The sequence below is a fragment of the Xanthomonas sp. NCPPB 3569 genome (assembly GCF_041475645.2).
Classification (GTDB): Bacteria; Pseudomonadota; Gammaproteobacteria; order Xanthomonadales; family Xanthomonadaceae; genus Xanthomonas; species Xanthomonas phaseoli.
Window position 1 is genome coordinate 577,849 of sequence record NZ_CM192969.1, and the last position, 19,792, is coordinate 597,640.

A 19,792-nucleotide genomic window follows, 5' to 3' on the forward strand; every position below is an offset into this window, starting at 1 on the left:
CCTGGGAGAGTGCACGTGCCGGTGGAGCCTGGCTCTGCTCGGTTAGCAAGATGGAGTTCCTCCAAATGGCTTTCTGTCGCCAGTGCCGCGTTAGACAACCTCGATGCTGATCTGGAGCGTGCTGCTCAGCGTGGACGTCAGCGCAGCCTCCAGACGCTGCCTTCCGCACCAAAGTACCTCGCGCGCGTCAGGCGAACGGGTATTGAAGCGAAGCGATAGCTGGTCCGGCGAAAGCCGCAAAAACAACGTGGTCTGTGCGACGACCTCTTGATCGATATCCAGCCAGGCTTCCCAGCTGCCTGCGCTGCGCACTGGCGTGGCGTTGCAGAACTCGGCCACGCGCAGCGCGATGTGGTCGATTGCCATCTGGGCGCGTTGGGTGCGTATCCACTCGGTCGCGATCTGTCGCCCTACCGTGCCATCGTCGTTGCCTTGGGACGGCGCCAGGTGTTTCGGCCCTTCGATACTTGATGGCGTGTCCGTTTGTATGGGCGCGCCGTCATGCGCCTCGGTGAAGCTCTCCTCGGCGTCAGGTTCCGGTCGATCTTCGTCGCACTGCGGTGGCAACACCATGCAGGGAAGCGCGAGCTGGGCGCTGCGCAGGCGCTGACGCAGTTGCAGGAAGCTGGAGCGCTGCGCCGACCGAGCCGGCGTGGCTGCAGCCGCCGGCCGCTGCAGTGCGCCGCTGACCGGCAGGATGCGCACAGGGCGGAGCGGCGGCTTGCGCATCACACCACCACTCTGCCGATCGGTTGCAGTTGCACCTCCGAGCCCAACTCCTGGAACGAGTAGACCTGCAGCCACGTCAACCGTGCTTCGATCATGCGGCGCACATAGCGGCGTACGTCCATCGACGCTACCACCGCCAGCGGATGCTGCGCCTGATCGCCGACGATGCGTTCGACCTGTTCGACAAGCTGGTTCGCCTGCTCGGGCGGAAGTGCCAGGAAATTTCCGGCCGCGGTCGCGCGAATCGATTGCCTGATCAGTTGTTCCACCGCATGGTCGAGCATCACTGCAGGTAGCTGCCCAGTGCCTGCGGTTGCGGTGTGCGCAAGATAACGGCCCAGATCGCAGCGCACATACTCGGTCAACATCAGAAGATCCTTTTCCTTCGGACCCCATACCACCAGACTTTCCAGGATGCTCTTGATATTGCGCACCGGAATCCGTTCTTCCAGTAGGCGTCGCAACACATCGGCTATGCGCTGGGCGGGCACTGCTTTGTTCACCTCCGCAACCAGCCCGGGGTAGTCCACGGCCACCTGTTCCAGCATCCACTGGGTTTCCTGGATACCGACGAACAAGTGCGCGCGTGCATGCAGGGGTGCGATGGCCTGCCGCGCCAATGCTGCCTGCATGTCATCGGTGTTCTCCAATTCGGCGCGTGTCTCGGGGACATCGTGAATCAACACCTCGTATTGCATGTCGTGCAGGGACTCGCTCTGCCAGATCGCGATCCCGGGAAACGGCAAACCCAGCAACTCGACCAATTGGCGGCGCTCGCTTTCGATCGCCTGGTCCAGCCGCGCAGGGTCGAGCTGAGCGGCCAGCTGCGGCGACAGCCGCATCGACAAAGGCGAGGCGAAATCGGGGGCGTTCTTGCGAATATGCGGCGCCTCGCCTTTGGCACCTTTCCGGCTCGTCGACGGCAACTTGCGCTGATCGGTACCGCTGATGTCGCGTTGCTTGCGCCAGATCGTATAACCGCCGGCGCCGACGGCCGCTGCCAGCAACAGGAACAGCGCGGCCGGAAAGCCAGGGACGAACGCGAAGCAGGCCAGCAGCACGCTCGCTGCCATCAGGGCACGCGCGTTGCTGGTGAGCTGGCGGCCGATATCGAGCCCGAGCGAGCTGAGCCTGGTCTCGTTCTCGTTGGCCACGCGGGTGATCATGACGCCGGCAGCCACCGATATCAGCAGTGAGGCGATCTGCGACACCATGGCATCGCCCACCGACAGAATCGCAAAGCGGTTAGCGGCGTCGCCGGCCGTCATGCCGTGGTACGTCACGCCGACCACGATGCCGGCCAGGATGTTGACCATGGTAATGACCAGGCCGGCGATCGCATCACCCTTGACGAATTTCATGGCGCCGTCCATGCCGCCGTGCAGTTGGCTTTCCATGGCCAGCCGCGCGCGTTTGCGGCGTGCCTCATCTGCGGTCAAGTTGCCGCCACGCAGGTCGGCATCGATACTCATCTGCTTGCCGGGCATTGCGTCCAAGGTGAAGCGCGCACCGACTTCGGCAACGCGTTCGGAGCCCTTTGCGATCACGATGAACTGCACCGTGGTGATGATCAAGAAAACCACCAGGCCCACCACCAGATTGCCGCCGACCACCAACTCGCCGAAGCTCTCGATGATATGGCCCGCCTCGGCATGCAGCAGGATCGACTTCGTCGAGGCGATATTCAGCGACAACCGCAGGAGCGTGGTGAACAGCAGCAGGGAAGGAAACGACGAGAGCGAGATCGAGTCGGGCACATACATCGTGACCATCAGCAGCACCACGCTCAGGGTGATGTTGATGCCCAGCAGCGTATCGATCATGGGCGTTGGCAGCGGCAGGATCATCAGCCCGATGACCGCCACCACCAGGGCGGCGATGGCCACTTCGCCGCTATAAGCGAAATATCTCGTCGCGCGAACGCGGTCTCCTAGCATGGCAGGGCTCCATCGCCGTCGTCGTGGTCGCGACCGAGCTCATCGACCCAGCGCAACACCACCGCAACCGTTTCGAACAAGGGCTCGGGGATTGCATCGCCCAATTCGACCTGGTACAGCGCACGGGCAAGTGGCGGATTGGCGACGATCGGGATGCCCTGGTTATGCGCAAGGGCACGCAGTTCCAGCGCACCATCGTCCACGCCCTTGGCAACGACCTGCGGTAGGCCGAAGTCATCGGGCTCGTAGGCCAATGCCACTGCGTAATGGGTCGGGTTGACCACCATCACCTTGGCCTTGGCCACGCGTTCGCGTGGGTCGCCGAAGACCAGTTCCTTGGCAAATTCCTTACGCTTGCCCTTGATTTCGGGGTCGCCTTCGCTTTCCTTGAATTCGCGCTTCTGCTCGTCCTTGCTCATTCGCTTGTCGCGGATGAACAGCCAGTGCTGCACGCTCCAGTCTGCTGCGCCCACCAGTACGAACAGCAGCACGCCCAGTGCGAAGAGCATGCCCAGGGTGTGCCAGGCAATCTGGGCAATGTCGAGCGGTGTTTCGTAGGCAAGCCCGATGATCATCGGCATGAGGGCGCGGATACCGACCCACAGCACCACGCCAATCAAGATGGCCTTGATAATCAACTTCAGTAAGTTGATGAGACTTCGCAACGAAAAGAGTTTCTTGACCCCGGCAGCGGGATTGAGGGAATCGAACTTGGGCGCCACCGGCTTGAGCGAGGCATTCAGGCCGGTCTGGAACGCACCGCCTGCCACGCCAGCTATCAGGCATGCAGCCAAGAATGGCAGCATCAACAGCAATCCCTGGATGCCGAGATGGCCGAGTGCGCGGTTTATTGCGGCTGCATCGCGTGTATTCTCCGGGAAATCGAAGCCGATCGTCATCAATGCGCGCACGTGATCAGCGAAGTAATCGCCGGCCGATTTCATCACCAATAACGCGCCGAAGAGCACTGCGGCTGCAGTGACGTCCGGGCTGACCGGCACTTCCCCGTCCTTGCGCGCATCCCGCAGTTTCTTCTCGGTCGGCTTCTCGGTTTTTTCTTCCGACATTGCCCGCTCCTTCCGCGATCGCTGCGCCCCCGATTGTGGGCAGCTGTGGTCGAGCGATCCGCGTGCCAGGCGAATGTGTGGATAGCCTGGCGAAGCCGGAATGATTTGTTCGCCAGCGAATTCCGATATTCGCTTCCGAAAGCATCTGGCCGCCGTGGCGCGCGTAGCTTTCCCCACGTGTACGGTCCGCATTCCATTAAAACGAGGTGCAGTGTGGAGAAGATTCAATGTCCCGGGTCGGTCGTGAGTGGGCTCATCGAACTGATCACGGTCGGACTCACCAATGACAAGATTCAGGACGCTGCCGCGGTCCTGTCCGCAGTCCGGGTACTGCGGCCAGACCTGAAAGCGCTCGACACCTTCGATGCATGGATTTCGATCAAGCGCGGCAATTACGTGGAAGGCGCGCGCCTGCTGCGCGAGCTGGAGGGCGACGCCGGCTCCAAGCCGCTGTGCAAGGCTTTGTACGCCTGCTGCCTGTTCGCGATGGGCGACCAGTCGTGGCATGGCATTGCAGACGGGCTGATCGAAGAAGACGCCGATGCCGACGCCGTGGCCCTGGTCAAGGCGCTGTCCGGACGAAAAACCCCAACGGCCGCGCCGGCGGAAGCGCCGGCTGAATCTTCAGCACCGATGGAAGTTCCAAATTCGCAATACCTGCGTGCCTGAGTGACGCCAGTCCCGACCCCATAGGAGTATGCGATGACGCTCATTCCTCCTGTCCAAGCGATTGCCGGCGCCAGTGCTGCCGCCACCCAGGCGCTGTCGCCGGTGGCAGCCCCAAACCAGGCGCTGGTGAATCGCTTTCAAGCGCTGATGCAGTCCTCCAGCCCGTTGCCGCCCGCCATGCAGCGGGTGGGCAACCCGAGCATGATGAGCCGGGTGGTCGATGTGCAGAACGATGGCGTGCGCACCATCGCCGAGCATATCGATGCCTTCAGCATGCAGGCACCGACCATGGGGCTGCAGGAAATGGCAGCGCAGCAGATCAAGTTGATGCACGAGCTGACCATGGTCGGCTTCAACCTCAATGTCAGCGTCGGCGTGGCGCAGTCGGGAAAGAACGCCGTGCAGACACTGGTCAAGAACCAATAGCATGCGCGCGCTGAGATGCCTGTTGGTGCTGCTGGTGGCGCTGCTGCTGTCTGCGTGCAGTCAGCAGCTGTATTCCGGGCTCACCGAAAATGATGCGAACGACATGCTGGAGGTGCTGCTGCATGCCGGCGTAGACGCGTCCAAGGTCACTCCGGACGATGGCAAGACCTGGGCGGTGAACGCACCGCACGATCAGGTGTCCTATTCGCTGGAGGTGCTGCGCGCGCACGGCTTGCCGCATGAGCGGCATGCCAATCTCGGGGAGATGTTCAAGAAGGACGGGCTGATCTCCACACCCACCGAAGAACGCGTGCGTTTCATCTACGGCGTGTCGCAGCAGCTATCGCAGACCTTGTCGAATATCGATGGGGTGATCTCGGCCGATGTGGAAATCGTGCTGCCCAACAACGACCCGCTTTCGACCTCGGTCAAACCGTCCAGCGCTGCGGTGTTCATCAAGTTCCGTGTCGGTAGCGACTTGACCAGCCTGGTGCCCAACATCAAGACAATGGTCATGCACAGCGTGGAAGGACTCACCTACGAAAACGTCAGTGTGACGCTGGTGCCGGGTGGAGCGGAGAGCGATGCGCAGTTCACCGTATCGGCACCGCCGAAATCTTCACCGTGGCCGTGGTTGGCCGGATGTGCGTTGGCGTTGGGTCTGGCGGTTGCGGCGGCGCTGTATCGGTGGCCAAACCCGCAGGCGGGCCGTTGGGGCGGCTGGCAACGCCTGCGCGAGTTGACGAAAGGCAAAGCCGGGTAAGCACGGGATGGACAACACGCGGATCGACACTGCAGCACGATGTGTTCAGCGTTGGACGGACGCGTTGGCGCATCTGGCCGAATCGCTGGACCCCGCACGGGTGGCGCATTGGCTTGGCCCGGTGGCAGCGTCGGGCTGGGCAGTGGCGCCCGTGTACTGCCGTAAGCGGGTAATCCAGGCGTGGTCGGGGTGGTCGGGAGTATCGCTGTCTGCACTCGGCCTGCAGGCGAACCAACTCGCCCTACTGACGCCCGCGCAGTTGGCCCAGGTCCTGATCGCGCGGGCACTGTTTTCGCGCGGATTGGCCGTGCGTCGTTGTATCGAGCGCGAACGTCTGGACTGGCTCGAACAGTGTGTGGGGCCGGCCGTGCTTGAGCATGTGCGCCAGAACGCGTCCGCCGGCCTACCCGTGCCCTTGTTGCCACGCGATGCCGATCAGGCAGCGTGGGTCGGCGACGGGTGGCGTCGGATGCAGGCCGATGGCGTCTGGTCCAATCCGGTTGTTGCCAAGCTGCTGGCGCTGTCCTTGCCGTTGGACGCCGCGCAGGTGGCCACCGTCGCAGCAGACGGGGCGAGCGATGCCTTCCTGAGTGCGCTTCCCACCCTGATGCCGGAGGCGTCATGCGTCTGTGGTTGAGGTCAACGCCCGATGCGATCGGCCTGGAGTGCGATGTCATTCCGCGCGAGGCGCTGGCCTCGGTGTTGACGCTGGATGCTGCCACTGCCGAGGTGCACGCACGCTGCGAGCAGGCCCTGAGCCAGGCGCAGACACGGGCACAGACGCTGATCGACGAGGCCAAGCAGCAGGCCGAAGCGATCCTTGAGGATGCGCGCCAAAAGGCCGAGCGCAGCGCACGCCTGGGATATGCAGCCGGTCTGCGACGCCAGCTTGATGAGTGGAACGAATCCGGCCTGCGCCATGCCTTTGCCGCCGAAACGGCCGCGCAGCGGGCACGTGAGCGCCTGGCCGAGATTGTGGCGCGCACCTGCGAACACATCATCCTCGGACACGACCCTGCGGCGCTGTATGCGCGTGCGGCGCAGGCGCTGGAAGGTGCCCTGGACGAGGCCAAGGCCCTGCGCGTCAGCGTGCACCCCGACGCAGTGGACGCTGCGCGGCGCGCCTTCGACGCGGCCGCCACCGAGGCGGGCTGGACCCTGCAAATAGAGCTGTGCGGCGATGCCGACCTGGCCGTAGGCGCCTGCGTGTGCGAATGGGACACGGGCGTGTTCGAGACCGATCTGCGCGATCAGCTGCGCAGTCTGCGGCGCGTCATTCGTCGTGTATTGGCTGCACCGGAGGAGCTCGCGGATGCTGGCTGAGACGCCCCTGCTGGAGACAACGCTCGAGCGCGAGCTGGCCACGCTCGCGTTCGGTCGTCGCTACGGCAAGGTGGTCGAAGTCGTCGGCACCATGCTCAAGGTGGCCGGCGTGCAGGTCAGCCTGGGCGAGGTGTGCGAGTTGCGCCAGCGCGATGGCAGCGTGTTGCAGCGGGCCGAGGTGGTGGGCTTCAGTCGCGATCTGGCGTTGCTGGCGCCGTTCGGCGAGCTGATCGGGCTATCGCGCGAGACGCGCGTGATCGGATTGGGCCGCCCGTTGGCGGTGCCGGTCGGACCGGCCTTGCTGGGGCGCGTCCTCGATGGCCTGGGCGAGCCGTCGGACGGGCAGGGAGCCATCGCCTGCGACACCTGGGTACCGATCCAGGCGCAGGCACCGGACCCGATGCGTCGGCGGCTGATTGAACACCCCATGCCGACCGGCGTGCGGATCGTGGATGGCCTGATGACGCTGGGCGAGGGCCAGCGCATGGGCATCTTCGCCGCAGCCGGCGTCGGCAAGAGCACCTTGATGGCAATGTTCGCGCGCGGCACGCAGTGCGATGTCAACGTGATCGTGCTGATCGGCGAGCGTGGGCGCGAGGTGCGCGAGTTCATCGAGCTGATTCTTGGCGAAGATGGACTGGCGCGCAGCGTGGTGGTCTGTGCAACCTCGGATCGTTCGTCGATCGAGCGCGCCAAGGCCGCCTATGTCGGCACCGCCATCGCCGAGTATTTCCGGGATCGTGGCCTGCGCGTCCTGCTGATGATGGACTCGCTGACGCGCTTTGCCCGTGCGCAACGCGAGATCGGTCTGGCCGCCGGCGAGCCGCCCACACGCCGGGGCTTTCCGCCATCGGTGTTCGCCGAGTTGCCGCGCCTGCTCGAACGCGCGGGCATGGGCGAGAGCGGCTCGATCACCGCGTTCTACACCGTGCTGGCCGAGGACGAGACCGGCAGCGATCCGATCGCCGAAGAAGTGCGCGGCATCCTCGATGGGCACTTGATTCTCTCTCGCGAGATCGCGGCCAAGAACCAGTATCCGGCGATCGACGTGTTGGCCAGCCTGAGCCGGGTGATGAGCCAGATCGTCCCATCAGACCACTCCCAGGCCGCCGGCCGGTTGCGGCGCCTGCTCGCCAAGTACAACGAAGTGGAAACGCTGGTGCAGGTGGGCGAATACCGCGAGGGGAGCGACGCCGTTGCCGACGAGGCGATCGATAGGATCGATGCGATCCGCGACTTTCTCAGCCAACCGACCGACCAGCTCAGTGCGTACGAAAGTACGCTGGAACAGCTGGCCAGCGTGACCGACGATGCGTGAGCCTGCCCACACCTGGTCGGTGCTGCATCAGCTCAAGGTGCGCCGCAGCGAGCGCATGCAGGAACGCCTGAGCGAGTGCAGGCGTGCGTTGGAACACTGCGACCGCGAACTTGCCAGGTGCAGACAGGAAGCAGAGGCTTGCACCACACGCTTGGCCGATTGCGATGCCGCACTGATGGACAAGGCAGGTGTGGGGGCGTCGATCGACGTTGATACGATCCTCCAGCATGAACGCTTTCGCACCGTGCTGGTCGAGGCCTGTCGCGCTGCGGAGCAGGCGCAGGCAGCGGCGGATCAGTCGTTGCAGAGCGCCCGCGACGAACTGGCGTCCGTGCAGCAGGCACTGAGCAAGCTGCAGGCACAGGCGCAGGTATACGCAGACAAAGCCGCCAGTGCGCGCCGCGCCCGACAGGCGCAACGCGACGCAGCAGAAGAGGAAGACGCAGTCGAGGCACTGGTCGCGCTGCGTTCGCACCGCGCCACGCAGAGGGGCGCGCGATGAACGACGCCACCGATGCCTTGCTGGCCATTTCCTCGCAGGGCGTGTCGCTATTGGCCCTGCTGGCACTGTGCGGGGTGCGTGTGTTCGTGATGTTCATCGTGCTACCGGCAACGGCGCAGGACAGTCTTCCCGGGATTGCACGCAACGGCGTGATCTACGTCCTGAGCTCGTTCATCGCCTATGGGCAACCGGCCGATGCGCTGGCGAAGATCCAGACGGTCGGCCTGGTCGGGGTGGTGTTCAAGGAGGCCTTCATCGGTCTGCTGATCGGGTTCGCAGCATCGACGGTGTTCTGGATCGCCGAGAGCGTTGGCCTGCTGATCGACGACCTTGCCGGCTACAACAATGTGCAGATGACCAATCCGCTCAGCGGCCAGCAAAGCACGCCGGTGTCTACGGTGCTGCTGCAACTGGCCATCGTGTCGTTCTACGCATTGGGCGGCATGTTGCTATTGCTGGGAGCGTTATTCGAATCGTTTCGCTGGTGGCCGCTGACCCAGCTTGGGCCGAACATGGGGTCGGTTGCCGAATCGTTCGTGATCCAGCAATCGGACAGCATGATGACCGCCGTCGTCAAGCTGTCCGCACCGGTGATGCTGGTGCTTGTGCTGGTGGATCTTGCGATCGGCCTGGTGGCGCGAGCGGCCGACAAACTCGAACCGTCGAACCTGAGTCAGCCAATCCGCGGGGTGCTAGCGTTATTGCTGCTCGCCTTGCTGACCAGCGTCTTCGTCGCGCAATTTGGCGAAGCACTTGGGTTCCTGCATTTCCAGCAGCAATTGCACGATGCCGCCAACGTCGGTGGTAAGGGAGGCGCGAGGCACTGATCTTTATTGAGACATTCCCGGCTTTGCACTTCCTACACTGGTCGTTACCGACTTTTTCACTTGCCTAGCAGAGGGAACGCCATGGCTCCTGCCTGTACCACCGCCCACCGCCGACGTGCTCCAATGGCCGCCGTCCTGATGCTCAGCCTGCTGCCGCTGCTGTCGCCACATGCCGACGCCGCCCAGGTCCCGTGGCATTCGCGCACGTTCAAATACGTCGCCGACAACAAGGATCTCAAGGAGGTGCTGCGCGATTTATCCGCCAGCCAGTCCATCGCCACCTGGATCTCGCCGGAGGTGACCGGCACGCTGAGCGGGAAATTTGAAACATCTCCACAGAAATTCCTCGACGACCTGGCGGCCACCTACGGCTTTGTCTGGTACTACGACGGCGCCGTGCTCAGGATCTGGGGTGCGAACGAATCCAAGAGCGCGACCTTGAGCCTGGGGACTGCATCGACGAAGTCGCTGCGCGACGCACTTGCGCGCATGCGCCTGGACGATCCGCGCTTTCCGGTGCGTTACGACGAGGCCGCGCATGTGGCGGTGGTCTCCGGACCGCCAGGGTATGTGGATACCGTTTCGGCCATTGCCAAGCAGGTCGAGCAGGGCGCGCGTCAGCGCGATGCCACCGAAGTGCAGGTGTTTCAGCTGCATTACGCGCAAGCGGCCGACCACACGACGCGCATCGGCGGTCAGGATGTGCAGATTCCAGGCATGGCCAGCCTGTTGCGCAGCATGTACGGCGCACGCGGCGCGCCGGTCGCGGCGATAGCGGGGCCTAGCGCCAACTTTGGCCGGGTACAGCCGATCGGCGGTGGGTCCTCCAACACATTCGGCAATGCGGCACAGGGTCAAGGCGGCGGAGCCAGCGGCATCCTCGGGCTGCCTTCGTCCTGGTTCGGCGGCGCCTCGTCGTCCGATCGCGTGCCGGTCAGCCCGCCGCTACCCGGTAGCGGAGCTGCTGCGGCTGCGGGGTCGCCCGCCAGCGTCTGGCCGGAACTCAGTAAGGGACGGCGCGATGAATCCACTCCCATCGGCGTCGGTGGTGGAGCAGAGCTGGCCTCCGATGCGCCGGTGATCGAAGCCGACCCGCGTACCAATGCCATCCTGATCCGCGATCGGCCCGAGCGGATGCAGAGCTATGGCACCCTGATCCAACAGTTGGACAATCGGCCCAAGTTGCTGCAGATCGATGCCACCATCATCGAGATCCGCGATGGCGCCATGCAGGATCTCGGTGTCGACTGGCGCTTCCACAGCCAGCACACGGACATACAGACCGGCAACGGCAGTGGCAGCCAGTTGGGCTTCAACGGCGCATTGAGCGGCGCTGCCACCGATGGCGCGACCACCCCGGCTGGGGGCACTTTGACGGCCGTGCTGGGAGACGCCGGACGCTACCTGATGACGCGCGTGTCGGCGTTGGAGACGACCAACAAGGCCAAGATCGTGTCTTCGCCCCAGGTGGCGACGCTGGACAACGTCGAGGCGGTCATGGACCACAAGCAACAGGCATTCGTCCGGGTCAGCGGATACGCATCGGCAGATCTCTACAACCTCTCCGCCGGGGTGTCGTTGCGGGTATTGCCCAGCGTGGTGCCAGGCTCGCCGAACGGTCAGATGCGTCTGGATGTGCGTATCGAGGATGGCCAGCTTGGATCCAACACCGTGGACGGCATTCCGGTCATTACCTCCAGCGAGATCACGACCCAGGCTTTCGTCAATGAAGGCCAAAGCCTGCTGATTGCAGGCTACGCCTACGATGCCGACGAGACCGATCTGAATGCGGTGCCGGGTCTGTCGAAGATTCCGTTGCTCGGTAACCTGTTCAAACACCGGCAAAAAAGCGGGTCCCGCATGCAACGGCTGTTTCTGCTGACCCCGCACGTGGTGTCGCCCTGATGGTTCGCGAACAACCATCGGTGGGCGATCAGAGGTTCGCTGTGATGGCCTGACATTGGGCGCATGCCATCGGCCGAATCCTGCAGGAATTGTTTGAGGGATCATCAGGCGGGCCAAGTGATTGGTGCGGATGGGTATCGACCCAGGGCGCCTGAGACCGCCACCTGGATGGGCATCGGTGTTGCCTGGAATCAGCATGTGTCACTCGCACATGTTGGTTCTGATGCGATGCCCAAGCCTGCCTGGGCGATCACCTGGCAGGCTTCTCGCCTGCGCAAGACAAGATCCTGCCAGTCAGCTCGGCATCTGCGCTAGACGGCACGAGGGCAGAGCGGCGTCTACGCTCTTGACTGGCAGCGATTGCGCCCGATTGCAGCGACATGCCTGGGCCGGCAGCAGTGTGCATGGCCGGTGCGAAGGTATGGAGGCTCTAGTCGAGCGACGATGGCGTGCGATTGAACGTTCAACCAACGTCACGCCAGCAGCGAAAGCCCACTGGAGAAGGCGTGTCTGGAACAAGAATCTGGTGATCGCGTGCCGCGTTGAAGCCGGAACGGCCCTGCTCGCATGCCGATGGCCGTATGTCAGGCACTTGCGGCGCAAAAGAGACAAGCGCGTGCCGATGTGGGTGGCGAAGGCTCGCGGTTACAGCAAGAGTGGTGCCTGCAGGCTGACGCATGAGGCGGCAGCCTGCAGGTCGTGGCCGGTAGGGGCGACCAACAGTTCGTTACTGCATCGATCCGGTGTCGCTCGCAAGGCTGACGCCGAGGCCGCCACCAAAGTCACCGCCGGCCCCGCCGCCGAAGCCACCACCATTCTGTGCCTGCAGAATGTCTCCGACGATATTCATCAGCATCTGCGTGTACTGCGACGGGGAGCCATTGGACTGCCCAGCTTGCTGGGCATTATTGCTCTGCTGCAGCAGGGCAATAATGAGCTGTGTCAGCAACTGGTCGAGCTGCTTTTCCGAGATGCCCTGGTTGCACTGATTGGTTTGGTTGCCCCGGCTCCAATAAGATTGCGGGCCCTGGTTCGAGCCAACCTGGAAGAAGGACGAGTTGAAGCCGGTCTGCGCCGCTGTGTTCAAAGAATTAACCATGACGATTCCTCTCTGATTAACTGGGGTTTGGTTTCGCTCAACGGCCATGCTTGCGCAACGGCCGTTGCCGGGCGTGTTTTACGCCCCGACGGAACAGTAGAAGCGGCAATCGATCGTCGCCAGAGAGTTTGCGAAATTGCGCTTGTGCGTGCGAAGGAAATAAACGACAAAATGATTTCGCAGCGAGCGCAAATCCAGAAGTCGTCGTCAGTTGGCGTTTTTTCGCTTGCATGTTAAGTGTTTCGTCGGTTTCGAGTAAATCATGTACAGGTGGCGTTATGTTGCCGCCGTCGAGCGCCGTGGGTCGTTGTATGCCGGCGCTCTACTCACCTGGAGACCTGTATTCAACCGAAATCGAGGTAACGACAAATGATCGGTTCAACGATCGTCTACCGGCATGTCGATAAAGTATCCAATTTCCAGTTTGAGTCCGCGCCCGGGCCTTTACCAAAGCGACACATGCGCGCGAGAAGGTCCGGATGTGGTCGTCGAGCAGGCGCCGGGTCACAGCGCGTTCTATTTGCAGCGGTATTGGCGTGCGCATCGCCGTTCGCACGCGCGGATTGCTTTGAAGAGGCTGCCGGATATCAGCACGTGAACCCTTGGGTGCTGCGTGCCATTGCCTGGCAGGAATCGCGCGGTCGTGCCGACGCGATCCATCGCAACAACAACGGCACGGTGGATTATGGAAAGATGCAGATCAACTCCATCCACCTGCGGCGATTATCCAGCTATGGAATCTCCAGGGATGCGTTGATGCATCCGTGCATCAGTGTGTATGTCGCGGCATGGCGCTTGCGCGAAATGACCAACAAGTACGGAAACACCTGGGCCGCGGTAGGGGCCTACCATTCCGAAACCCCAGGTGAGCGCGATAAGTATGCGCATGCCATCCATTCGATTCTGCTAAGTCGCGGCGTGATTGATTAATAGCGCGTGCGCCACTGCAGGAGGGCGTAGGTGTAGCCGGATTTGCGCAGGAATTCCCTGGTGGGATGGCGTAGGACTGTACAAAGCGGCGGAGCGCCGCGACGGAATTATCTGCGGACAATAGCGCGTATGTTTTAGTTACTGCGCATACGGTGACTGAAATGATCATCGCCATAGCAGCATCCGTCATCATGTGTCGACAATGTGCGTAGCGCGGCTGGATACCCGCTGTGCAAAGACCAGCTAGCCGAGACCTGAGCTGAGAATTGGCATGCGCAGCCTAGCTCTCGATCGATTCCCGCTGTACGCCGCTGCCGGTCGGTTTTTAGCACTTGCTGGAGGCTGCGCATGGAGCCGCCAACAGCTGTCGCACACGCACTGCGGGTAAGCCGTCAGTGCGTGTGCGACCACCATGTGCTTGCACTCGCCGATGGCTGCGCGATAGCCGGCGCGACGCACGGTCGCGCTCACTCAGTTCGCATGCGAGCGGCCTCGGCTTCGCGAACTGCCGCTGCAGCCTGCCAGGTGCCGGCAATGACCTTGTACTGCATGCCGGCGGCCATGCCCGCCAACGTATTGGAGAGCAATGCGCTGCGTGCCGGCGACAAACCGAGCCAGTGGCCAATCATGTTGACTGCTGTACCAAATGCGATGTTGGAATTGATGGCGGCCGTGCGCGCCACAGAATGATCCATGACCCGCTCATAGTCTTCGCGCTTGGCCTTCCAGCTTGGTTCCCAGATCTGCTGCGTCCCGGCTTCGTCTGCTTCGTGTTGGGTGACATTGAGCCAGTCGGCTGTCTCCAGACCGACATTCAAGGCCGCGTTCACCGCCGCTTGCTGAAAGACGACCCTGGTCGCCTCTCCCATGTTGAAGGGCGACATCAGTCCTGCCCAGCGCTGCCTGGCCGATGCAAAGTCTGGTGCCTCCAGCTCATTGGATGCCAGGTTGGTCAGGACGTTGGCCATGCCGTAAAACCTGCCTGCACTGGTGACGTGGGGATCGCTGACGCCACCGTTGGTTGGTGCCCGCATTCCCACCATGCGGAATGTCGCCTGGATGGCGTCACGGGCCGCCGCATAAGGGGCGACCTTGAGCTCACTGGCCAGCAGTCTGGCCGCCATCTCAGGTCGGCCAGAAGCCTTGCCCGCAGCGCCGATGGCGATATTGCTCAAGATGCCGGCCAGCGCGAGCCGGGTCACCAGATCCGAATAGTGCTGCTGTTCTACTCTCTTGTGATGGCGCTCGTCCTCGGACAGCGCTTCCCATTGTTCAAGATTCAGGTTGTGGAAGCCTCGGGCAGCGGCGTCGGGATTGCGGTTCTCGCGGTTGCGCCGCAGCGTATGCAGCGCCAGATGCAGCGTGCCCGACACTGCCTGCATGGCGACGACCGCTTCGGGTGGGAGCTGGCGAAACGCGGCAAACAGCGCTTCGCCGATCAACTAGCGCACGAACGTGGTCGGGCCCACGGAGGTGGTCTGGTGCACGAGATGTCCCAGCGCAGCGCCCAAGTATTGTTTGTCGAAGCTGATCGGCAGGACACCGCGCGCCGCAGCGGCGACCTCTGTCGCGGTGGGTCCAAGGAGGGTCGTGACTCCATGTGTTGCACCTGCCCCGACTGACGCAGCCAGCGTGCCCAAGCGCGCAGCGGCCGTCGCCGAGGTGGATGCCTGCGCTTGGGAACCGTGTTGTGCAGCGTATTCGGTGCCAAGCGACGGCGGGGCTGATGGTTCGAAAGAGTCTTCAGCGTCATAGAATCGCTCGCTACCGCTCTGTTCCCTACGCAGCGAAGCATGCAGCTGCGGACTGCCTTGGGACGGTAGGTCTGCGTCGCTGGCGGTTTCATACTCGCTGTCGCTTCCCGTGCTATTGCGTCGTGCCGAAGGTCTGGACGGCAGGCCGGAGAGAGGAGACCCGATCTCGTGCGTCGATGTATCGCTGCCTCGTTGTGCCGGCATCTCGATCACGACGTCGCCACTTGTCGCTTGCGATTGCTGGGAGGTACTGGCTGAAGGGATCTTCATCACGGCATGTCCTCGCATTGATGGGGTATCGGCACGCTTCGTCCAGGCGTGCAGGGTGATTGATCGATGGCGCCGGACGATGGGTCCCGCAGCAAGACGGGCGTGGTGGCGAGCGTCGTGATTGCAGCGTCGGGATCGCCCTTGGCAGTCGGACGCGTCGACCGGAGAATCAAGCGTGATGTGTGGCACGCCGACCCGGCATGGTGCATATGCTGCGCTCAGCTGCCCGTGCAACTGGAGCGTGACTTCTTCGCTCGCACTCGCAGCGCCAAGGCGTTCCTGCTATCCACGGCAACCCTGCGCGGTATGTGTCATCAGTTTCCGGCGAACTTAAAATTCGCATAAATCCACGGAATCTCGACGCGTGCTTGGCGAAGCGATCATTCCAGATCCGAACAATCAATTCGTACGTGCGGGTCAATTATGTTTTCTGCTGCGGCGGTCTTTGCGCGGGCAAAGACGGGTGCGCGCGTACCGGCAGCGCTGCGACATGGGTTGTAGTAGACATTGGTGCACGTACGGAGCGATGCCGCAACGGTGGGGGTAGATTGCGTGAGCGATCGCCCAGGGCGCGTGGTGTGGCCGTAGAGCAGGCGACAGCATCTCCGAGCACCAAGTCCGCGAAGCCAACAAGGTGCAACCGCACCAAGGTGCCAGGCAGCTGCCTTGGCCGCGTTTTCCTACCACCGCTGCGATCTATCTGCTTGCTGCCCATATCCTTACTCGCAAGCAAGGTACCTCCTGCCTAATCCTGCGGACCGGGTCGAGCCTGATTGAGTGCGGTGAATCGAGTGAATGCGTCGGTCCGTGGCTAGGCTGCTGTCGAGCGATGCCTTGCTGAGATCACGGAATAAAGGGGCAGCAGTTGGCTATTTTTGGAAGGTTGCAAATGCAGTTGACGCACCTTGAGTTGACCGGCATCCGAAGGTCTGACGTTTCGCAAGCATCAGTAGATTCAAAGCAGTCGGCCCGCCGCAGGGTGAGTGCGACGGGCCGAATGGCGTTCAAGGGTTACAGCGTTTTGAGGAGCGCTTCGCGCATCGCTAGGTGGCGTGCCGCGATGCCAATGCTGCAACGGTTGGCAGCAGCTCAGGTAATAAGCCAACCTCCAGATCAGAGCATGTCCGGCGGCGCGGCGGTGGCCTTGGAGTGCTGCTTGCCGCGTGCATGTTCGATGGCAGTGCGCAGCTTGCGCGCAGCTCCGGTCACGGCAGAGGCCGTCGTTTCGGCGCTGTTGGTGGCCGCGATCGGCGGCAGGCCGGCGACGTGCGCCTCGATGCTGCAGGTTCGATCCGCCGCGCCGCCGCGCTGGCCGTTCTCATCACGCAAATGCACTTCCACACGGGTGATGTCGTTGGCGAAATGCGCCAGCTGGGCGGTGCAGGTCTTTTCGACATGCGCCACAACGGACGGATCGTGCGGCACGTGCTTGTCGGTCTGGATCTGAATCTGCATAGAGGATCTCCTTCGCGGTCATCCGCTGCGTCTGCCGCAGCTGTGACTCGATTCTGCGTCAGCGGCGTGTTGTCGCAAAGTGACAGTGCGGGATGCCCATTCATGCCCTAGCAGGGTCCCTCTCCGTCATCGCAGCGGTGCAGCGAGATCGTCCAGTCGGGCGGCAGACGCAGACCTGCCGCGGCTGAATCAATGGCGCCGGCGATCGGCTCGATCAAGGGCGGTGCCTTAAGATGCCGGCACCCGCGGGTGCCCGCGCCTGTTCGATGCCTGCCTGTGTCCGAATTCCGATTTACCTATGGTGCCCGCCAGGGCCTATTGCGGCGTCTGTTGTTGCTTGCCGCGCTGTGGATGGTCTGTAGTGGCACGGCTGTGGCCCAGGACGAGGACACGGTGCTGGAGACCGCGCAGACCCAACTGGACAGCATGCAAAAGGTGCTGACCCAGGCCGAAGCGGGGATGGAAAAATCCGACACCGACCAGTTGCGCAAGCTGGCCGACGATGTCACCGGCGCGCAGCGCCAGGCCCAGGACCTGGCGCGCGCGCTGGAGCCTCCGTTGAAGGAGCTGTCTGTCCGGCTGGCCGGGCTTGGCGAAGAGCAGAAGACCGACCCACCAGATCTACGCGACCAACGCCGCGCGCTCACGCGCGAGCGCAACGGCCTGGATGCCGAGCTCAAGCGGGCGAACTTGCTGGCACTGGATGCCAAGGATCTCGCCGACCGGCTCGAAGGCGAGCGCGCCCAGCGCTTCAGCGAGAAGCTCTCCGCGCGCGCTGCCTCGCCCCTGTCGCCTGCGCTGTGGAATGAGATCGCGCAGGAATGGCCCGACGATCGCACGCGCCTGCAAGCGCTGTCCGACAAGGCCGTACAGGCGGTGCGCACCGGCATGGCGACCAACGGTATTGCCGGTCTGGTGATCGGGACGCTGGCGGCATTGATGCTGGCATTTCCGTTGCGCATCTTCCTGCGTCATCTGGGGCGGCGGTATGCAGCCTCGCGTGCGCCCGGTGGCCGCTTGCGGCGCTCCGGCCTTGCACTGTGGTTTTTGTTGGTGGGCACCCTGACGCTGGGCATGGCGGCATGGGCGCTGGCCGAGAGCATCCGCGCACTGAGTGAGCTGCCGACCGATCTGGAGCAACTGCTGAGTGCATTTGTGGTGATCAGTTGCGTGGCGGCCTTCGTCGGTTCGCTCAGCGCCAGCCTGTTGATGAAGCACCAGCCCACCTGGCGTCTGTTCCCGTTGGACGATGCCACTGTCGATCGTTTGCGCGTGCATTGTCTTGCCACGGCCGCGGTGAGCTGGTTCAGCGGTATGGCGATCAGAATCAACGACGTGGCGCGCAGCAGCGGCGCATTGACCATCGCTACCGATGCGGTTGCGGCGCTGTTGTATGCGGGGTTGATCCTATCGGCACTGGCTGGCCTGACCCTTTCGTTGCGCGCGCATGCCGCAAACGTGGGTGTGGCCGATGCGGACAGCAGCGCACCGCCACCGGTGGTGTCGCGTGGCGGCGGTTACATCGTGCTGATCCGTCTGCTGGGCCATCTGGCGGTGATCTTCGCGTTGGTGGCTGCCTTGTTCGGCTACATCAATCTGGCACTGTTCGTCGAGCAGCAGATCATCTGGATCACCCTGGTATGCAGCGTGCTCGCGCTACTGGTGATGTTTGCCGACGACCTGACGACCTGGGTGTTCAAGCCGGAGAGCCGTTTCAGCCGTGCGCTGTCGCATGCACTGAATGCTGGCAACGGGCGGTTGGTGCAGGTGGGCTTACTGATCTCTGCGGCAGTACGCGTGCTGCTGGTGTTGCTGGGCATTGCCGCATTGGTGACGCCCTACGGCGCCAACCTCGCCGCAGTGACCGGCTGGTTGGAAAACGTTTCGCACGGCATTGCAATTGGTAAGGAACTTGTCATCACGCCCGGCGACGTGGCCAGGGCGCTGTGCGTGTTCCTGCTGGGCATGGGCTTGGTCCATGTCGTGCAGAAGTGGCTGCTCAACACCTATCTGCCCAAGACCGAACTGGATGCGGGAGCGCGAAATTCGATCAGCACGGTGGCGCGTTATCTGGGCTGGTTGATCGTGGTGGTGTGGGGGCTCACGGCGCTGGGTCTGGATTTGAAGCGATTGGCGCTGGTGTTGAGCGCACTGTCGGTGGGTATCGGTTTTGGTCTGCAGGCGATTACGCAGAACTTCGTGTCGGGGCTGATCTTGCTGGCCGAGCGGCCGGTGAAGATCGGCGACTGGGTGCGTATCGGCGATCAGGAAGGCGACGTGCGAAAGATCAGCGTGCGAGCCACCGAAATCCAGGTGGGCGACCGCTCCACGTTGATCGTGCCCAACTCGGAGCTGATCACCAAGAGCGTGCGCAACATGACGCTGTCCAATCCGATGGGCCGAGTGCAGTTGCAGTTCTCGGTGCCGCTGGAAACCGACGTGGCCAAGGTGCGCGACATGTTGCTGGCCTTGTTCGCCGAACACGAGAAGGTGTTGGCCGAACCGGCGCCGTCGGTGTTCATCGATTCGCTGGCCGGCGGTCACGTCAACTTCAATTCGTTCGCCTACGTGAGCAGCCCGCGCGATTCGTATGGCGTGCGCAGCCAGTTGTTCTTCGCGCTGCTGCAGCGCATGGCGACGGTGGGCATTGCGTTGCAGTCGCCACAGGAGATCCGCTTCAGTCGTGCGGGTGCCGCCGTGGCGCGCGATGCGGGAGACGGCGCGCCTGCATCGGATGACTGAGCCGGCGAGGTCGGCGAGGGCCGCGCAGCGGCGAGGCGATCGGTGTGCCCATTGCGCAACCAGGCCCGACTCTCGA

General features: G+C 63.0%; 17 protein-coding genes. 11 read left to right on the forward strand and 6 right to left on the reverse strand.

What is annotated here, in order from left to right; translation table 11 throughout:
* Positions 1-90 precede the first annotated feature (90 nt).
* The 3 genes from sctP to sctU are packed head-to-tail and all read right to left on the reverse strand — an operon-like array spanning position 91 to position 3,733.
* Positions 91-729 (reverse strand): type III secretion system protein SctP, encoded by a 639-nt coding sequence (gene sctP, locus ACCQ03_RS02385; protein ID WP_057678477.1) that lies wholly within the window; start codon positions 727-729, stop codon positions 91-93.
* Positions 729-2,666 carry an FHIPEP family type III secretion protein gene (locus ACCQ03_RS02390; protein ID WP_209225192.1) on the reverse strand — a complete coding sequence of 646 codons (1,938 nt, stop codon included), beginning with the start codon at positions 2,664-2,666 and terminating at the stop codon, positions 729-731. Before ACCQ03_RS02390 ends, sctP begins: the two co-directional genes overlap by 1 nt.
* A complete protein-coding gene (sctU, locus tag ACCQ03_RS02395) occupies positions 2,660-3,733 on the reverse strand; it encodes a type III secretion system export apparatus subunit SctU (RefSeq protein WP_057658839.1) in 1,074 nt (357 codons plus the stop codon). The genes ACCQ03_RS02390 and sctU overlap by 7 nt, the downstream gene beginning before the upstream one ends.
* 213 nt (positions 3,734-3,946) lie before the next feature.
* Between sctU and ACCQ03_RS02400 the strand changes: the two genes are divergently transcribed.
* The 9 genes from ACCQ03_RS02400 to sctC all read left to right on the forward strand — a co-directional run bounded on the left by ACCQ03_RS02400 (position 3,947) and on the right by sctC (position 11,466).
* Complete coding sequence (locus ACCQ03_RS02400) at positions 3,947-4,402, forward strand: HrpB1 family type III secretion system apparatus protein (RefSeq protein WP_057678479.1); 456 nt, start codon at positions 3,947-3,949, stop codon at positions 4,400-4,402.
* Between the two features lie 33 nt (positions 4,403-4,435).
* Positions 4,436-4,828, forward strand: a complete 393-nt coding sequence (locus ACCQ03_RS02405) for a type III secretion protein HrpB2 (RefSeq protein WP_057678480.1) — start codon at positions 4,436-4,438, stop codon at positions 4,826-4,828.
* Position 4,829: 1 nt separating this feature from the next.
* On the forward strand, positions 4,830-5,591 hold the full coding sequence (sctJ, locus tag ACCQ03_RS02410; RefSeq protein WP_209225195.1) for a type III secretion system inner membrane ring lipoprotein SctJ: 762 nt from the start codon (positions 4,830-4,832) through the stop codon (positions 5,589-5,591).
* Between the two features lie 7 nt (positions 5,592-5,598).
* On the forward strand, positions 5,599-6,228 hold the full coding sequence (locus ACCQ03_RS02415) for a type III secretion protein HrpB4 (protein ID WP_150145426.1): 630 nt from the start codon (positions 5,599-5,601) through the stop codon (positions 6,226-6,228).
* Positions 6,213-6,914, forward strand: coding sequence for a type III secretion system stator protein SctL (sctL, locus tag ACCQ03_RS02420; RefSeq protein WP_039567151.1), 702 nt, complete (start codon positions 6,213-6,215; stop codon positions 6,912-6,914). Before ACCQ03_RS02415 ends, sctL begins: the two co-directional genes overlap by 16 nt.
* The gene (gene sctN, locus ACCQ03_RS02425) at positions 6,904-8,232 is read left to right on the forward strand and encodes a type III secretion system ATPase SctN (protein WP_209225197.1); all 1,329 of its coding nucleotides are present in this window, start codon (positions 6,904-6,906) and stop codon (positions 8,230-8,232) included. Before sctL ends, sctN begins: the two co-directional genes overlap by 11 nt.
* Positions 8,225-8,734 (forward strand): type III secretion protein HrpB7, encoded by a 510-nt coding sequence (locus ACCQ03_RS02430; protein WP_057658825.1) that lies wholly within the window; start codon positions 8,225-8,227, stop codon positions 8,732-8,734. Before sctN ends, ACCQ03_RS02430 begins: the two co-directional genes overlap by 8 nt.
* Complete coding sequence (gene sctT / locus ACCQ03_RS02435; protein WP_057658823.1) at positions 8,731-9,561, forward strand: type III secretion system export apparatus subunit SctT; 831 nt, start codon at positions 8,731-8,733, stop codon at positions 9,559-9,561. Before ACCQ03_RS02430 ends, sctT begins: the two co-directional genes overlap by 4 nt.
* Positions 9,562-9,642: 81 nt before the next feature.
* Positions 9,643-11,466 (forward strand): type III secretion system outer membrane ring subunit SctC, encoded by a 1,824-nt coding sequence (gene sctC, locus ACCQ03_RS02440; RefSeq protein ID WP_209225200.1) that lies wholly within the window; start codon positions 9,643-9,645, stop codon positions 11,464-11,466.
* 727 nt (positions 11,467-12,193) lie between these two features.
* On the opposite strand, the gene xopA is transcribed toward sctC, so the two are convergent.
* A complete protein-coding gene (gene xopA, locus ACCQ03_RS02445; protein ID WP_057678485.1) occupies positions 12,194-12,553 on the reverse strand; it encodes a XopA/Hpa1 family type III secretion system protein in 360 nt (119 codons plus the stop codon).
* 381 nt (positions 12,554-12,934) lie between these two features.
* On the opposite strand from xopA, the gene ACCQ03_RS02450 reads away from it, so the two are divergent.
* Positions 12,935-13,495 carry a lytic transglycosylase domain-containing protein gene (locus ACCQ03_RS02450; RefSeq protein ID WP_209225202.1) on the forward strand — a complete coding sequence of 187 codons (561 nt, stop codon included), beginning with the start codon at positions 12,935-12,937 and terminating at the stop codon, positions 13,493-13,495.
* Between the two features lie 467 nt (positions 13,496-13,962).
* Here the strand turns inward: ACCQ03_RS02450 and ACCQ03_RS02455 are convergent, their stop codons facing one another.
* Positions 13,963-14,937 (reverse strand): hypothetical protein, encoded by a 975-nt coding sequence (locus ACCQ03_RS02455; protein ID WP_209225205.1) that lies wholly within the window; start codon positions 14,935-14,937, stop codon positions 13,963-13,965.
* A 1,695-nt stretch (positions 14,938-16,632) separates the two neighbouring features.
* Entirely contained in the window at positions 16,633-16,974 is a 342-nt protein-coding gene (locus tag ACCQ03_RS02460; protein ID WP_057687061.1) for an HPF/RaiA family ribosome-associated protein, read from the reverse strand.
* 192 nt (positions 16,975-17,166) lie between these two features.
* On the opposite strand from ACCQ03_RS02460, the gene ACCQ03_RS02465 reads away from it, so the two are divergent.
* On the forward strand, positions 17,167-19,716 hold the full coding sequence (locus tag ACCQ03_RS02465) for a DUF3772 domain-containing protein (protein ID WP_209225208.1): 2,550 nt from the start codon (positions 17,167-17,169) through the stop codon (positions 19,714-19,716).
* The last annotated feature ends 76 nt before the right edge of the window (positions 19,717-19,792 follow it).

Excerpts from the sequence above, each read along its gene's own strand:
- sctP (WP_057678477.1), bottom strand. The coding sequence starts at position 729 with ATGCGCAAGCCGCCGCTCCGCCCTGTGCGCATCCTGCCGGTCAGCGGC.
- sctJ (WP_209225195.1), top strand. The coding sequence starts at position 4,830 with ATGCGCGCGCTGAGATGCCTGTTGGTGCTGCTGGTGGCGCTGCTGCTG.
- ACCQ03_RS02390 (WP_209225192.1), bottom strand. The coding sequence starts at position 2,666 with ATGCTAGGAGACCGCGTTCGCGCGACGAGATATTTCGCTTATAGCGGC.
- sctC (WP_209225200.1), top strand. The coding sequence starts at position 9,643 with ATGGCTCCTGCCTGTACCACCGCCCACCGCCGACGTGCTCCAATGGCC.
- ACCQ03_RS02465 (WP_209225208.1), top strand. The coding sequence starts at position 17,167 with ATGGCGCCGGCGATCGGCTCGATCAAGGGCGGTGCCTTAAGATGCCGG.
- sctN (WP_209225197.1), top strand. The coding sequence starts at position 6,904 with ATGCTGGCTGAGACGCCCCTGCTGGAGACAACGCTCGAGCGCGAGCTG.
- ACCQ03_RS02460 (WP_057687061.1), bottom strand. The coding sequence starts at position 16,974 with ATGCAGATTCAGATCCAGACCGACAAGCACGTGCCGCACGATCCGTCC.
- sctT (WP_057658823.1), top strand. The coding sequence starts at position 8,731 with ATGAACGACGCCACCGATGCCTTGCTGGCCATTTCCTCGCAGGGCGTG.
- ACCQ03_RS02430 (WP_057658825.1), top strand. The coding sequence starts at position 8,225 with ATGCGTGAGCCTGCCCACACCTGGTCGGTGCTGCATCAGCTCAAGGTG.
- ACCQ03_RS02450 (WP_209225202.1), top strand. The coding sequence starts at position 12,935 with ATGATCGGTTCAACGATCGTCTACCGGCATGTCGATAAAGTATCCAAT.
- sctL (WP_039567151.1), top strand. The coding sequence starts at position 6,213 with ATGCGTCTGTGGTTGAGGTCAACGCCCGATGCGATCGGCCTGGAGTGC.
- sctU (WP_057658839.1), bottom strand. The coding sequence starts at position 3,733 with ATGTCGGAAGAAAAAACCGAGAAGCCGACCGAGAAGAAACTGCGGGAT.
- ACCQ03_RS02415 (WP_150145426.1), top strand. The coding sequence starts at position 5,599 with ATGGACAACACGCGGATCGACACTGCAGCACGATGTGTTCAGCGTTGG.
- ACCQ03_RS02405 (WP_057678480.1), top strand. The coding sequence starts at position 4,436 with ATGACGCTCATTCCTCCTGTCCAAGCGATTGCCGGCGCCAGTGCTGCC.